General features: G+C 69.4%; 13 protein-coding genes. 10 read left to right on the top strand and 3 right to left on the bottom strand.

The genetic code is table 11. The features are described 5' to 3' along the window. Window positions 1–21 precede the first annotated feature (21 nt). Window positions 22–828 carry an HAD family hydrolase gene (locus FPH17_RS05140; RefSeq protein WP_238397045.1) on the bottom strand — a complete coding sequence of 269 codons (807 nt, stop codon included), beginning with the start codon at window positions 826–828 and terminating at the stop codon, window positions 22–24. Between the two features lie 175 nt (window positions 829–1,003). Between FPH17_RS05140 and ssd the strand changes: the two genes are divergently transcribed. The 7 genes from ssd (at window position 1,004) to FPH17_RS05105 (ending at window position 5,461) form a co-directional block, all read left to right on the top strand. Continuing rightward, window positions 1,004–2,029 carry a septum site-determining protein Ssd gene (ssd, locus tag FPH17_RS05135; RefSeq protein ID WP_154878937.1) on the top strand — a complete coding sequence of 342 codons (1,026 nt, stop codon included), beginning with the start codon at window positions 1,004–1,006 and terminating at the stop codon, window positions 2,027–2,029. Beyond that, window positions 2,029–3,156 (top strand): TadA family conjugal transfer-associated ATPase, encoded by a 1,128-nt coding sequence (locus tag FPH17_RS05130; protein ID WP_154878935.1) that lies wholly within the window; start codon window positions 2,029–2,031, stop codon window positions 3,154–3,156. The genes ssd and FPH17_RS05130 overlap by 1 nt, the downstream gene beginning before the upstream one ends. Next, window positions 3,153–3,944, top strand: coding sequence for a type II secretion system F family protein (locus tag FPH17_RS05125; RefSeq protein ID WP_154878933.1), 792 nt, complete (start codon window positions 3,153–3,155; stop codon window positions 3,942–3,944). Before FPH17_RS05130 ends, FPH17_RS05125 begins: the two co-directional genes overlap by 4 nt. Further along, entirely contained in the window at window positions 3,941–4,531 is a 591-nt protein-coding gene (locus tag FPH17_RS05120; RefSeq protein ID WP_154878931.1) for a type II secretion system F family protein, read from the top strand. The genes FPH17_RS05125 and FPH17_RS05120 overlap by 4 nt, the downstream gene beginning before the upstream one ends. Window positions 4,532–4,614: 83 nt before the next feature. Further along, on the top strand, window positions 4,615–4,821 hold the full coding sequence (locus FPH17_RS05115) for a DUF4244 domain-containing protein (protein ID WP_154879147.1): 207 nt from the start codon (window positions 4,615–4,617) through the stop codon (window positions 4,819–4,821). Next, a complete protein-coding gene (locus tag FPH17_RS05110) occupies window positions 4,821–5,105 on the top strand; it encodes a hypothetical protein (RefSeq protein WP_154878929.1) in 285 nt (94 codons plus the stop codon). Before FPH17_RS05115 ends, FPH17_RS05110 begins: the two co-directional genes overlap by 1 nt. Then, window positions 5,105–5,461 (top strand): Rv3654c family TadE-like protein, encoded by a 357-nt coding sequence (locus FPH17_RS05105; protein WP_095275185.1) that lies wholly within the window; start codon window positions 5,105–5,107, stop codon window positions 5,459–5,461. The genes FPH17_RS05110 and FPH17_RS05105 overlap by 1 nt, the downstream gene beginning before the upstream one ends. On the opposite strand, the gene FPH17_RS05100 is transcribed toward FPH17_RS05105, so the two are convergent. Then, window positions 5,409–7,796 carry a DNA 3'-5' helicase SftH gene (locus FPH17_RS05100; protein ID WP_154878927.1) on the bottom strand — a complete coding sequence of 796 codons (2,388 nt, stop codon included), beginning with the start codon at window positions 7,794–7,796 and terminating at the stop codon, window positions 5,409–5,411. The two genes, FPH17_RS05105 and FPH17_RS05100, sit on opposite strands and share 53 nt — an antisense overlap. Before the next feature lie 190 nt (window positions 7,797–7,986). Between FPH17_RS05100 and FPH17_RS05095 the strand changes: the two genes are divergently transcribed. Continuing rightward, window positions 7,987–8,190, top strand: a complete 204-nt coding sequence (locus tag FPH17_RS05095; protein WP_034996968.1) for a cold-shock protein — start codon at window positions 7,987–7,989, stop codon at window positions 8,188–8,190. Window positions 8,191–8,497: 307 nt separating this feature from the next. Here FPH17_RS05095 and FPH17_RS05090 read toward each other — a convergent pair whose 3' ends face one another. Beyond that, a complete protein-coding gene (locus FPH17_RS05090) occupies window positions 8,498–9,130 on the bottom strand; it encodes a DedA family protein (protein ID WP_331252951.1) in 633 nt (210 codons plus the stop codon). Window positions 9,131–9,391: 261 nt separating this feature from the next. On the opposite strand from FPH17_RS05090, the gene topA reads away from it, so the two are divergent. Next, window positions 9,392–12,304, top strand: a complete 2,913-nt coding sequence (gene topA / locus FPH17_RS05085) for a type I DNA topoisomerase (RefSeq protein WP_167496783.1) — start codon at window positions 9,392–9,394, stop codon at window positions 12,302–12,304. Then, the gene (locus FPH17_RS11890) at window positions 12,305–13,078 is read left to right on the top strand and encodes a hypothetical protein (protein ID WP_167496779.1); all 774 of its coding nucleotides are present in this window, start codon (window positions 12,305–12,307) and stop codon (window positions 13,076–13,078) included. The last annotated feature ends 47 nt before the right edge of the window (window positions 13,079–13,125 follow it).

Raw genomic sequence — 13,125 nt, 5'->3', positions numbered from 1 at the left:
CTCGAGCTCCTCGGGCGGGGGCTAGGCGGAGCGGCCGTCGCGCATGATCGCGCGGGTGACCAGCGTGCCGACGACGGCGAGCGCCGTGATTCCGGCGATGACGCCCGCGCCGATGCCCACCTCGCGCGCGTTGGGCATCTGGATGAGCGGCTCCGGGTTCTTGAAGGTGCGGATCTCCCAGCCAGAGGACATGGCGTGTTTGCGCAGGGCGCGGTCCGGGTTGACGGCCACGGGGTTGCCCACGGCCGCGAGCATCGGGATGTCCGTGGCGGAATCGGAGTAGGCGTAGCAGTGCGCGAGTTTGTAGCCGTGCTCGCGGGCGAATGTTTCCACGGCCGCCGCCTTGGCCTCGCCCTTGAGGTACTGGGTGATTGTGCCGGTGAGCTTGCCGTCTTCCACCTCCACCTCGGTGGCCACGACGGTGTCCACGCCGAGCTCGGCGGCGATCGGCTCGACGAGGATGTCCGCGGAGGCGGAGATGATGATGACGTCGTGGCCCGCCGCGCGGTGCTGCTCGATCAGCTCGCGCGCCTCGCGGTAGATCGCAGGCGTGACCACGTTGTGCATCGTTTCGGTGGTGATGCGCCGCACTTCGTCCACATCCCAGCCCTTGACCAGCTGCGCGAGTTGGTCGCGGGAGGCGTCCATCTGCTCGCTGGAGTGGCCGACGAGCATGTAGGAGGCCTTGGACAGGTAGAGGTCGAGCGCCTCTTGGCGGGTGATCAGGCCGTTGTTGAGGAACTCTTTGCCAAAGGCGTAGGCAGACGAGGTCGCGATGATCGTCTTGTCCAGGTCGAAGAATGCCGCCACCGGCGCGCGAGTTGCCATGTGCTTCATTCTAACGAGCTAACCTCAGCGCCCGGCGTGTAAATGCTGAGGCGCGTGTGAGGGATGGGACTGGGTTATCCACAGATTGTTTGTTTTGGATGCGATCGCGGCCTGGGTTATCCACAGATGTATCCAACCCCTTGCGCGTTGATATTGCGCCTGAAATGCTTACGGCATGACGCAAACAAAAGTACCGAATTCTCGCGCCGGCCGCCCCATCATCGTCGCGGTGGACGACCCGCTCCTCCACCCGGAGGTAACCCACCTCGCCGCAGCCGCTGGCCACGCCATCGTGGACGTTGCCGACCCCACCGCGCTGCCGCAATACGTGGCGCGTGCGTTCGCAGTGCTTGTCGACGCCACCTGGGCCTCACACCTCCCTCCACCCCGAGCCGACAACGTGTTCATTGTCAGCGGCAGCCTTGCCGACGCCTCCGCGTCCCCGGACGCCTTCGTCCTGCCGGCGCAGGCCGGCGACCTCCTCGTCGCGCTCGGCCGTTGCGCACAGGCGAGCCAGCACAGCGGCGGCGGGCGCACGGTCGCCGTGCTCGGCGCGGGCGGCGGCGTCGGCGCATCCGTCCTCGCCTGTGCGCTCGCCGAGGTGGGCGGGAACGCCACGCTCATCGACGCACACCGGCTCTCCGGCGGACTCGACCTCCTCCTCGGCGTCGAGGAGCGCCCCGGCGCGCGCTGGGGCGAGATCGTGCTGGGCGATGGCGCCGTAGCGCGCACCGACGTGCGTCGCGCTCTGCCCTCCACCACTTCCGGCACCGCGGTCCTCACGTTTGCGCGCAGCACCGTCGCGGACCCGTTCCGGGTCACCACGGCGGAGCTGGAGAGGCTCTGCCGCGCTGTGGGCGGCGAGGGCCTGACCGTCCTCGACGTTCCCATCGACCTGCTCCCGGCGGCGTGCGACTTGGCCGTCATCGTCGTGACGCCGACGGTGCGCTCCGTCTGCGCGGCGCAGACGATCGCGCTGGAGTGCAACGCCGCCGGCGTCGAGCACGTGCTGGTCCTCCGCGACTCCCCCTGGCAGGGCATCGACGACGACGGCGTTGTCGCAGTGACCCGCTCGCGGATCTGCCACCGCCTGCCCACGCTGCACCGGCTGCCGCGCTCGATCGAGAGCGCTGGGCTCCCGGCGCGCCTGCCCAAGCCCCTGCGCAAGGCGGCCGACGCGGTGCTCGCGGAGGTGGCGTGATGGATGCCAACGACGTACTCGCGCGCGTGCAGCGCCGCCTTGCGGACGAGCCTGCGCCCCCGTCGCCAGCACGGCTGGTGGACATCATCCGCGACGAGGCGGTGGTGATTAGCGACCTCGACGTGCTCGCGCTCATGCGCAAGCTCCGCGACGACACCACCGGCGCCGGCCCGCTCGAACCGCTGCTGGCGGCCGGCGATGTGACGGACATTTGCGTCAACGGCCCGTCCGAGGTCTACATCGACCGCGGCCGCGGCCTCGAGCTGGCGGAGACCACCTTCGACTCGGAGGCGGACGTGCGCGCCCTGGCCACGCGCCTCGCGCTGAGCTGCGGGCGCAGGCTCGACGACGCACAGCCATACTGCGACGGGCACCTCACCCGCGACGACGGCACGCTCTTGCGCTTCCACGCGATCCTCGCCCCAACGGCCCAGGTGGGCACCTGCTTGTCGCTGCGCGTGCTGCGCACCGCCACCGCCTCGCTCGCGGACCTGGTGGCGGGCGGCTCCCTCGATCAGGAGCGCGCCGACCTGCTGCGCGCGCTGGTAGCGCAGCGCAAGGCGATCCTGGTGGTGGGCGGCACCGGCTCCGGCAAAACGACGCTCCTGTCTGCCTTGCTTGCAGAGGCCGCCCCCACCGAGCGCATCATCGCCATCGAGGACACGCTCGAGCTGACCCCGCACCACCCGCACGTGCTTAACCTGACCACGCGCGCCGCCAACGCCGAGGGCGCCGGTGCGATCACCATCGCGGACCTGGTCCGCCAGGCTCTGCGCATGCGGCCGGACCGCATCGTGGTTGGCGAGATCCGCGGTGCCGAGGTCGTCGATCTCCTCGCCGCGCTCAACACAGGCCACGACGGCGGCGCGGGCACCCTCCACGCCAATTCCATCCACGAGGTCCCCGCCCGGCTGGAGGCGCTCGCTGCCCTCGGTGGTCTGGACCGCGCCGGGCTGCACTCGCAGCTCGCCGCCGCCGTGGACGCCGTGGTGGTGGTCCGCCGCGGCACCGATGGCACCCGCTACGTGCACCAGATCGGCGTGCTGGAAGGCCAGCCGGTCACCGCACGCGTGGTGTGGGACAGCGAGCGTGGTCCCGCCGCGGGCTACAAGGAGCTGGCATCATGAACCCATTGCTCATCGCCGCCGCGGCCACTGCGCTCACCGCCCCCGCTCCCTCTGCCCGCCTCGGCGCACTCACGCGCAACGTGCAACGCTTCTCGACGCCACGCTTCCACTCCACACTCTGCATCGCCGGCATCGCGCTCGTGCTCGGCCTCGTTGCCGCCAAACGGGTCAGCGTGGTCCTCGCGGCAGTTATGGCCGGGGCGACCGTCGTCGACCTCATCGTCCGACGCCGGGAGCAGCAGCAACGCGCCAAAGGCGCGGCCGTGACCGCCGACTTTCTCGGCCACGTGGTGGCCAACCTGGACGCCGGGGCCCCGCTGCCGCGCGCCTGCGTCACCGCCGCCGAGCGCCTGCCCGACAACGCGCCGGCCCCACTTGCGCGCGACATCCACCGGCTGGCCCACCATATTCGGCTCGGGCACTCCGCAGCGCAGATCGAGGTACCTACGGCGCAGCCGGAGCTTGCGCGCATGGTTACGCTGTGGCGGCTGGCAACCGGGCGCGGGATCCCCGTCGCCCAGCTGCTGCGCGCCGCGCGCGACGAGCTCGACCACGCCGAGCGGCACCGGGCCGCGACCAATGCGGCGCTGGCCGGGCCGCGCACCACGGCCATGGTGCTCGCCGCGCTGCCGCTCGCCGGGATGCTCATGGGTGCCGCGATGGGGGCGAACCCCGTCGGGCTGTTGACCTCCGGAGGCATAGGCGGGGTGCTCCTCGTCGTCGGCACCGCCCTGGTGTGCGCGGGCACGGTCGTGTCCCGGGCGATTATAGAAAGGGCGGCGCAATGATCCTGCTTCTCGCATCACTGTTCCTCGCGGCCGCGCTCGCCCTGCCCCGGGGCCAGCCCGCGCAGCGGCTGCGCGTTACTCCTAGCGCGGGTTCGAAGACCCCGCGGGATGGTCCCCGCGGGGAAGCACCGGGTATCGACGCCCACCGCAGCGCAGCCGACATCACGCTCTTCGCGGCATGCTGCGAGGCCGGACTCCCGCTCGCCGGCGCCGCCGCCGCTGTTGCTGAAACTTACGGCGACACCGGCGGAGGCAATGCACGCGCGAGTCCTTGGCATACCGTCGCTGCGCTGACGGCGCTCGGGGTGAGCCCCGAGCGCGCCTGGTCGGAGCTCCATAGCGTCCCGGGTGGCGCGGAGCTCGCCGGGCTTGTTGCCCTCTCCAACTCCTCGGGGTCCGCCATCGTGGCGGGCTGCGAGCGCATCGTCACCAAACTCCGGGCTGAAGCTGCCGACGAGGCGAGTGCCAAAGCGGAACGGGCGGGCGTCCTCATCGCGATCCCGCTTACCGCCTGCTTCCTCCCGGCGTTCTTCGTCCTCGGGCTTGCACCGGCGGTGCTCAGCTTGGGGGCGGCGATCTTGCACTAACTGTCCACTCCGAAAATCAACAATCATTCTCAACCAATGAAGGGAACACAATTACTATGAATACGATCAACACTGCTACTGTCATGGGCGCCCAGAAGCTATGTGGTTACGCTGGGAAACTCGCTGCAAAGATGCAAGACGACCGGGGGATGTCGACCATCGAATATGCGTTTGGGTCACTCGCGGCGGCCGCGCTCGCTGGAGTGCTCTACCTCGTGGTGAACGGCGACGGTGTGACCTCTGCGATTGAGGGCGTGATTACCGACGCACTCACGAACACCCCGGGCTAATGACCACGATCGAGACAGCGCTCTCGCTGTCCGCACTCGTCACCGTCGCGGCTGCAATCGTTGCCGGCATCGCCACCATCGCCGCCTACATCACGGCGGTGGATACGGCCGGCGCGGCGGCGCGCGCCCACGCAATCGGGGTGGAGTTCGCCCCGCCGCGCGGCAGCGTCGATGTCGCCGAGTCCGGCGGGGTCGTGACGGTGACTGCGCGGGTCCCGGCGGCGGTGGGGCAGCTGCAGGCAACCGCGCTGTTCCCCGTCGAGCACACCGCGGGGGAACGCTGATGGGCTGGCTCCGGAGGCTTCGCAGCGAGGAAGGCTCGGCGACGGTCACCTCGGCGGGCATCATCACCGCTGTGATCGCGCTGGCGCTCGCCGTAGCTGCGGTCGGCGCGCGCGTCGTGGACCACCACCGCGCGCAGGTTGCCGCCGACCTCGCTGCCGTTTCCGGGGCGACGGCGCTCTACACGGGTGCGCCCGCCTGCGAGGCCGCCGAGCGCACCGCGACGCTCAACTCTGCGGCCGCAGAGTTGTGCGAGGTGGACACCGGCGACGTCACCGTCCGTGCCCGGATCGGGCGCGCGGAAGCTACTGCCCGGGCTGGCCCGGCTGAGGAGGAACGTCCCCGGCGGTCATGGTGACCAGCGCGCCCAGCAGCTTCAGCGCAGCGTGCTTGTTCAGCGGCTGGTTCCCGTTGCCGCACTTCGGGGACTGCACGCAGGACGGGCACCCGGACTCGCAGGGGCAGGCGCGCACCGCCTCGAACGTCGCGGTGATCCACTCGTGGAAGCGGGCGAAGCCCTCGTCGGCGAAGCCCGCGCCGCCCGGGTGGCCGTCGTAGACAAACACCGTGGGCAGCATGGTGTCCGGGTGCAGCGCCGTGGACACGCCGCCGATGTCCCACCTGTCGCAGGTGGCCAGCAGCGGCAACAGCCCGATGGCTGCGTGCTCTGCGGCGTGCAGCGCGCCGGGGACGTCGCCCGCCGAGATCCCGAGCTCGTCGAGGACCAACGGATCGATGGTGTAGGCCACCGCCCGGGTGATCAGCGTCTGCTCGGGGAGGTCGAGCGGGATGTGCTCGGACACGGTGCCGTCGGCAAGCCGCACGACGTAACCGGTGACCCGGTCGGTGACCTCGACGTCGACGTTGGCCACCCACAGGCCCGGGGAGGGGTGGACGCCCGCGGAGGCGTCGCCCAGGATCGCGATGTCCGTGGTGGAACGCGCCTGCGTGGAGTAGTCGGGCGTCTCGGGTGCCACCAGCGCCACGTAGCCGTCAAGGTCCAACTCCTGGACCACGAAGGACTCGCCCTGGTGCAGGTAGACGGCGCCGTCGTGGACCTGCGTGGCGGCCCGCGCGGCGTCCACGGTGCCCAGTAGCCGGCCGTCCGTCGCGTCCACGATGAGGACCTCCTCCCCGGTGCCGCCGCGCAGGGACACGACGGAGTGCGCGGTCTCCGGGGTGAGCTCACCCTCCAGTTGCGGGGTGGCGAACCAGCCGCGGGGGCGGCGTCGTAAATAGCCCTCCCGCTCGAGCTCCTCGACGACTTCGTGCGCGCCAAACGCGTCCACGTCCGCGTGCGAAAGCGGCCGTTCGACGGCGGCGCAATAGACGTGTCCGCGCAGGATGTACGGGTTCTGTGGGTTGAACACCGAAGACTCCACCGGGCGGCCCAGCAGCGCGTCCGGATGGTGGACCAGGTAGGTGTCCATCGGCTCGTCGCGGGCGACCATGACCACCACGGAAGCCTGGCCGCGGCGGCCGGCGCGCCCCGCCTGCTGGCGGAACGAGGCGACCGTGCCCGGGAAACCGGCCATGACCACCGCGTCGAGGCCCCCGACGTCAATGCCCAGCTCAAGCGCGTTCGTGGTGGCGAGGCCGAGGAGGTCGCCCTCGTCCAGCGCACGCTCCAGCTTGCGACGATCCTCCGCCAGGTAGCCAGCGCGGTAGGACGCCACCCGGCCCGCCATGTCGGCGCGGCCCGCCACGACCAGGTCCTCCTGCGCACGCAGCGCGACCGTCTCCGCGGCGCGGCGCGAGCGCACGAAGGTAAGCGTGCGCGCGCCCTCCTGCATCAGCGTCGACATGATGGACGCTGCTTCGGTGGAGGCGGCGTAGCGCACGGGCGCACCGTTTTCGCCCTCCGCGCCCTCGATGAATCCGGGCTCCCACAGCGTGATCGTGCGGGAACCGGTCGGCGCGGTGTCCTCGGTGATGGCGGTGACGCTGCGGCCGCAGAGCCGAGAAGCCTGCCCGGCCGGGTCCGCGGCGGTTGCAGAGGCGAACACCACGACCGGGTGCGACCCGTACGCGGCGGCGATACGCAACAGGCGGCGCAGGACGAGGGATACGTTGGCGCCGAAGACGCCGCGGTAGGTGTGGCACTCGTCCACCACCACGAAGCGGAGCTGGCGCAGGAAGCGCGCCCACCGGGGGTGCGCGCCGAGCAGCCCAGCGTGCAGCATGTCGGGGTTGGAGAAGACGAAGCGGGACGCCTCGCGGATTCCGGCCCGGGCCTCGGTGGGGGTGTCGCCGTCGTACGGGGCCGGGTGGACGCCGGAGAGCTGGGGAATCTGCGACGTCATCCGCAGCGTTGCCTGGAGCTGGTCCGATCCCAGCGCCTTGGTGGGGGTGAGGTAGAGGGCGCACGCCTTGGGGTCCTCTGCAAGCGCGGTGAGGATGGGCAGCTGGTAACCGAGCGACTTTCCGGAGGAGGTGCCCGTGGCGATAACGGTGTCGTTGCCGTCGCGCACCGACTGCGCGCACTGGGCCTGGTGGGTGTAGGGGGCGGTGACGGAGGCGTCGATAAGCACTTGCTTCAGCTCGGGGAGCACCCACGCTGGCCACGGAGCGAACTGCGCGGACGAAGCGGGGACGTCTTCCACGTGCGTGATGGTGGAGCTGCCGAAACGGCGACGCAGGAGCTCGATGAGTTCTGCGCCGAGTGACGGTGGGGGTGCGGGGGTATGAGTCATTCCATATGAAGTATGCCACTCGCTATGCCAAAGTATGCGATTCGTGGCACACTAGAGCACGGTCACAGATTTTGTGTGCGCCCTCCAAAGGTGCTCGCGAGGATCGTTGACGCGGGCGCCAGGAACCCCGAGATGGTCCTGGTGGACGACCAAACATATCTCACTCAAGTTTTACGTGAAAGGTTTCACCATGGCTACCGGAACTGTTAAGTGGTTCAACGCAGAAAAGGGCTTCGGCTTCATCGCACCGGACGACGGCTCCTCCGACGTCTTCGTGCACTACTCCGAGATCCAGGGCTCCGGCTTCCGCACCCTGGAGGAGAACCAGCAGGTCGAGTTCGAGGTGGGCGAGGGCGCCAAGGGCCCGCAGGCCCAGCAGGTGCGCGCGCTGTAAGCCAGCATTCCAAAGAGACCCCGCTGCCGGTGACCCCGGAAGCGGGGTATTTTTGGGCCCGCTGCCCGGTCTGGTGGGGTGTGCGGGCGGGGTGCGCGGGTGAAACGGCAAAATGTGTGGGGTGGGGTGGGGTTTGGCCTGTTTGACGAGGGCAGGGTGACGAAGACGCGGAATTTTCGTCGTATCCTCGTCATCCAGGTCTCGTCATCTGGGCGTCGAGAGCGCTGTTGCCGCCGTCGCCGCGGGCTGGCCGCCCTGTTTCCCGACGAGAGCGAGCGCGGGCGCCCCTCCCTACAGCCCTACACCCCTACAGCGAGGACTCGCCGCGGCGCTCGTCGCGCCAGTCGAACAGCTTGCCCTGCAGCTTCTGGATGCCAAAGCCGACGAGCGAGCCGAGCAGCACGCCCACAACCATGCCGAGCAGCGGGACATCCGAGAACAGCGCGCCGCCGGCGTAGCCGATGCCCACGGAGAGGATAGCCCAGACGATGACGCCGATCGTGTCGTAGATGACGAAGGCGAACCAGTTAAAGCGCACCGAGCCGAGCACGATCGTGGCTACCCAGCGGGCCCAGGGGATGAAGCGGGCGACGATGATGGTGGCGCCCGCGCCGCGGTTCATGTTGCGGCGCACCCAGAGGATCGCCTGGCCGGCCTTGGACTCCGCGTCGAGCCGCTCGACATAACCGATGAGGCGGCCGCCGAGGGCGAAGCAGATGTTGTCGCCGATAATGCCGCCAATGATCGCGGCGACGATCACGGCCGTTACATCCGGCACTCCTTGCGAGCCGGCGAACGCGCCCGACAGGTTGAGCACGGACTCGGACGGGACGATCGGCGCGAGGGCGTCGGCGACGATGAGCACCGTGACGAGGGGGTAGAACAATGGGGTGCCCATGAGCATGTGGAGGAAGTTGATGAACGGGTCGAACATCTCCATGGGGTTCCTCCTCTCAAAACGCCTGGTCACGGGCTTGCCGCAGCGGTGCGATGGGCGCGGCGCTGCCGTATGCTCCCCGCCACGATACGCGCATGCGCCGGGGACTGCGAGATCTCGGGTCTGCTACAAATGTTGGTGTTTGAGATTCGGCGTTTAGGCGCGCCCGCCGGGTGTATGCATATACTGCGAGAAAGCGCATGTATCGCATCAGTACATATATATAGGTGCGAATCGAGTAAATAGAGCGAGGTGTCACAAAGCGTGGCGGGAAACGGCAAAACCCTGGTCATCGTGGAGTCGGCGACGAAGGCGAAGAAGATCCAGAAGTACCTGGGCAACGACTACATCGTCGAGGCGTCCGTCGGCCACATCCGCGACCTGCCGGGCCGCGCCGCCGACATCCCCGCGAAGTACAAGAAGGAGCCGTGGGCGAAGCTGGGCGTGAACCCGGAGGCGGGATTCTCGCCGATCTACGTGGTCAGCCCGGACAAGAAGAAGAAGGTCGCTGACCTGCGCGCCAAGCTCAAGGAGTCGGACAAGCTGCTGCTCGCCACAGACCCCGACCGCGAGGGCGAAGCGATCGCCTGGCACCTGCTGGAGACGCTGAAGCCGAAGGTCCCGGTGGAGCGCATGGTGTTCAACGAGATCACCGAGTCCGCGATCCGCGAGGCCGCCGAAAACACCCGCGAGCTGGACATGGACCTGGTGGAGGCGCAGGAGACCCGCCGCATCCTCGACCGCCTGTACGGCTACGAGGTCTCGCCGGTGCTGTGGAAGAAGGTCATGCCGCGCCTGTCCGCCGGCCGAGTCCAGTCCGTGGCCACCCGCGTCATCGTGGAGCGGGAGCGCGAGCGCATGGCGTTCATCGCCGCCGAGTACTGGGACATCACCGCGTCGCTCCTGCCGCAGCAGGGCGAGAAGACCGAGTTCGACGCGAAGCTGGCCACGCTCGACGGGCAGCGCGTGGCGCAGGGCCGCGACTTTGATGATCGGGGGCGGCTGAAGGGGGAGGCGGTGGTCGTCGATAAGCAAAAGGCCAATTCGCTAGCCGACGGCCTCCGTGACCGCCCCATGCGCGTCACCGCAGTGGAGGAAAAGCCGTACACCCGCCGCCCGCACGCGCCGTTTATGACCTCGACCCTGCAGCAAGAGGCGGGGCGCAAGCTGCACTTCACGTCCGCGCGCACGATGCGCATCGCGCAGCGCCTGTACGAAAACGGCCACATTACGTATATGCGTACGGACTCGACCTCCCTGTCCAAGCAGGGCCTGCAGGCCGCGCGCTCCGCGGCCACCGAACTGTACGGCGACAGCTTCGTGTCCAAGTCCCCGCGCACCTACGACCGCAAGGTGAAGAACTCGCAGGAGGCGCACGAGGCGATCCGCCCCGCCGGTGAGCGCTTCGCCACCCCCGGCCAGCTCGGCGGGTCGCTGGACGCGGAGGAGTTCAAGCTCTACGAGCTGATCTGGCAGCGCACCGTGGCCTCGCAGATGGCGGACGCGCGCGGCAACTCCACCAAGGTCACCGTCGCCGGCGAGGCGGAAAGCGGCGAGCGCGCCGAGTTCACCGCCACCGGTCGCACCATCACCTTCCCGGGCTGGCTGCGCGCGTACTCCGATACGAACGACAAGGAGACGCACCTGCCGCAGCTGGCCAAGGGTGACGCGCTGGACGCGACGAAGCTCAGCGCCGATGAGCACACCACCAACCCGCCGTCGCGCTACAACGAGGCCAGCCTGGTCAAAAAGATGGAGGACCTGGGCATCGGCCGCCCCTCCACCTACGCCAGCATCATCAAGACCATCCAGGACCGCGGCTACGTGGTTACCCGCGGCAACGCGCTCGTGCCCACCTGGGTGGCGTTCTCCGTCATCGGGCTCATGGAGAACAACTTCGACGCGCTGGTGGACTACGACTTCACCTCCTCCATGGAGGACGAGCTGGATGAGATCGCGCACGGCAACGAGGACCGCACCGAGTGGCTCACCGGCTTCTACTTCGGCGACGCCGAGGCGGACGAGAATATGGCCGAGGCAGTCGCGCGTCGCGGCGGGCTTAAGCACATCATCGAGGCCAATCTGGAAAGCATCGACGCACGCCAGGTGAACTCGCTCAAGCTCTTCGAGGACGCCGAGGGCCGCGACATCAACGTGCGCGTCGGCCGCTACGGCCCCTACATTGAGCGCCAGGTGGGCGTGACCGCCGACGGCGAGCCGGACTACCAGCGCGCCAACCTGCCAGAGGCCTCCACCCCGGATGGCATCACCTTGGAGATGGCGGAGAAGCTCTTCGCCACCCCGCAGTCCGGCCGCGAGCTGGGGGAGAACCCGGCGAACGGCCGCACCGTCGTGGCCAAGGAGGGCCGCTACGGCCCGTACGTCACCGAGCTCGTGCGTGATGACGAACGCGCCACCGCCGAGGCCCACGCCGAGGAGGTCATCGCGGCCGAGCGCGCTGAGGAGGATGCCCAGCGCGCCGAGGAGGGCAAGCGCAAGAAGAACTGGGAGACCAAGACGGCGGCGAAGCAGAAGGAAAAGCGCCTGGCCGAGTTGGTGGACGAGCAGCTCAAGCCCGCCACGGCGTCCCTATTCCAGGACATGGAGCCGGCCTCGGTCACGCTCGAGGACGCGCTGCGCCTGCTCAGCCTCCCGCGCGAGGTGGGCACCGACCCGGCAGACGGCGAGGTCATTACCGCGCAGAACGGCCGCTACGGCCCGTACCTGAAGAAGGGCACGGACTCGCGCTCTCTGGCCAGCGAGGAACAGATCTTCAACATCACGCTCGACGAGGCCCGCCGCATCTACGCGGAGCCGAAGCGCCGCGGTCGCGCCGCCGCGAAGCCGCCGCTGAAGATGCTGGGCGACAACGATGTCTCCGGCAAGCCGATGACCATCAAGGACGGTCGCTTCGGCCCGTACGTCACCGACGGTGAGACCAACGCGTCGCTGCAGCGCGGCGACACCCCGGAGACGGTCACCGACCAGCGCGCGAACGAGCTGCTCTCCGCCCGTCGCGCCCGCGAGGCGGAAGAGGGCCCGAAGAAGGCGACCAAGAAGAAGGCCACGAAGAAAAAGGCGACCAAGAAGAAGGCGACTAAGCGCGCGAAGAAGACGGTGAAGAAACCCACGCAGACCACCAAGCGCGTGGTCAAGGCCGGCTCCAGGAAGAAGTAGATGCTCACCCGCACGCTCCGAGGCGCCGAGGCGCTTATCGACGCCCTCTTGCCCCACACCAACCCCACCCCAGCCCGCCTCGTGTGGGCCGGGTGCGCGGACGCCGCCGGCATCGCCCACCTCGCCGATTCGCGCAGGGCCGCACTGGTCGCCGAGCCAGCTTCTCGCGTGGTCCTCGCCGCGGTCCCGCTGCGCCGGGAGGGTGCACACGGCGCCGCCTCCGGCGCCGACGCTGTCGTGACCTGCGCCGTCCTGGCCTCCGCCGTCGACGCTTTCGAGCAGCACCGCACCCCGACGCGCCCGTCGGTGCTCGGCGTTGCGGCCCTGGTCGGCGCGCAGGCCGGCTATATCGCGCGGCTCGCGCAGCGCGGCGCGACGGTGGGGAAGCGCGGCGCCGTGGCGGCCGTTGGCGTCGTCGCCGCTGGTGGTGTGGTCGCGGCCCGGGCGGACCGCCGCCTGCTGCCCGCCACGCTGATCGGCGGCGCGGCGGTGGCTGCGACTGCCGCGCTGGCGAACGACCCCGCCTTCCGCGCCGATGCGAACGCGACCGCCATCGACCCCGCCCGCGAGGGGTTAAGCCACGGCGCGAACCTGCTCGTTGCTGCCGAAGGGCTGCGCCTGCTCACCAATTCCGGCCTGGCGGCCCGGGTGTGCCGCGCCGCGGGCCTCCCGGCGTGGCTTGGCGAGCGCGGCACGCGCGCCGCGGTCTCCTGGGCGGGGTCGATCGGCCAGCTGCTGCTCGTCCACGGGCTCACTGCGCCGGACCGACAGTGACAGAATTCCTTGGCGCGGGGGTGCCGGGAGGGCGCGACCTGGGGGAA

This window comes from Corynebacterium gottingense, assembly GCF_007559235.1.
GTDB classification, from domain to species: Bacteria; Actinomycetota; Actinomycetes; order Mycobacteriales; family Mycobacteriaceae; genus Corynebacterium; species Corynebacterium gottingense.
The sequence above is the reverse complement of the archived record's forward strand: the minus strand, read 5'-3'. Positions and strand labels throughout refer to the sequence as shown.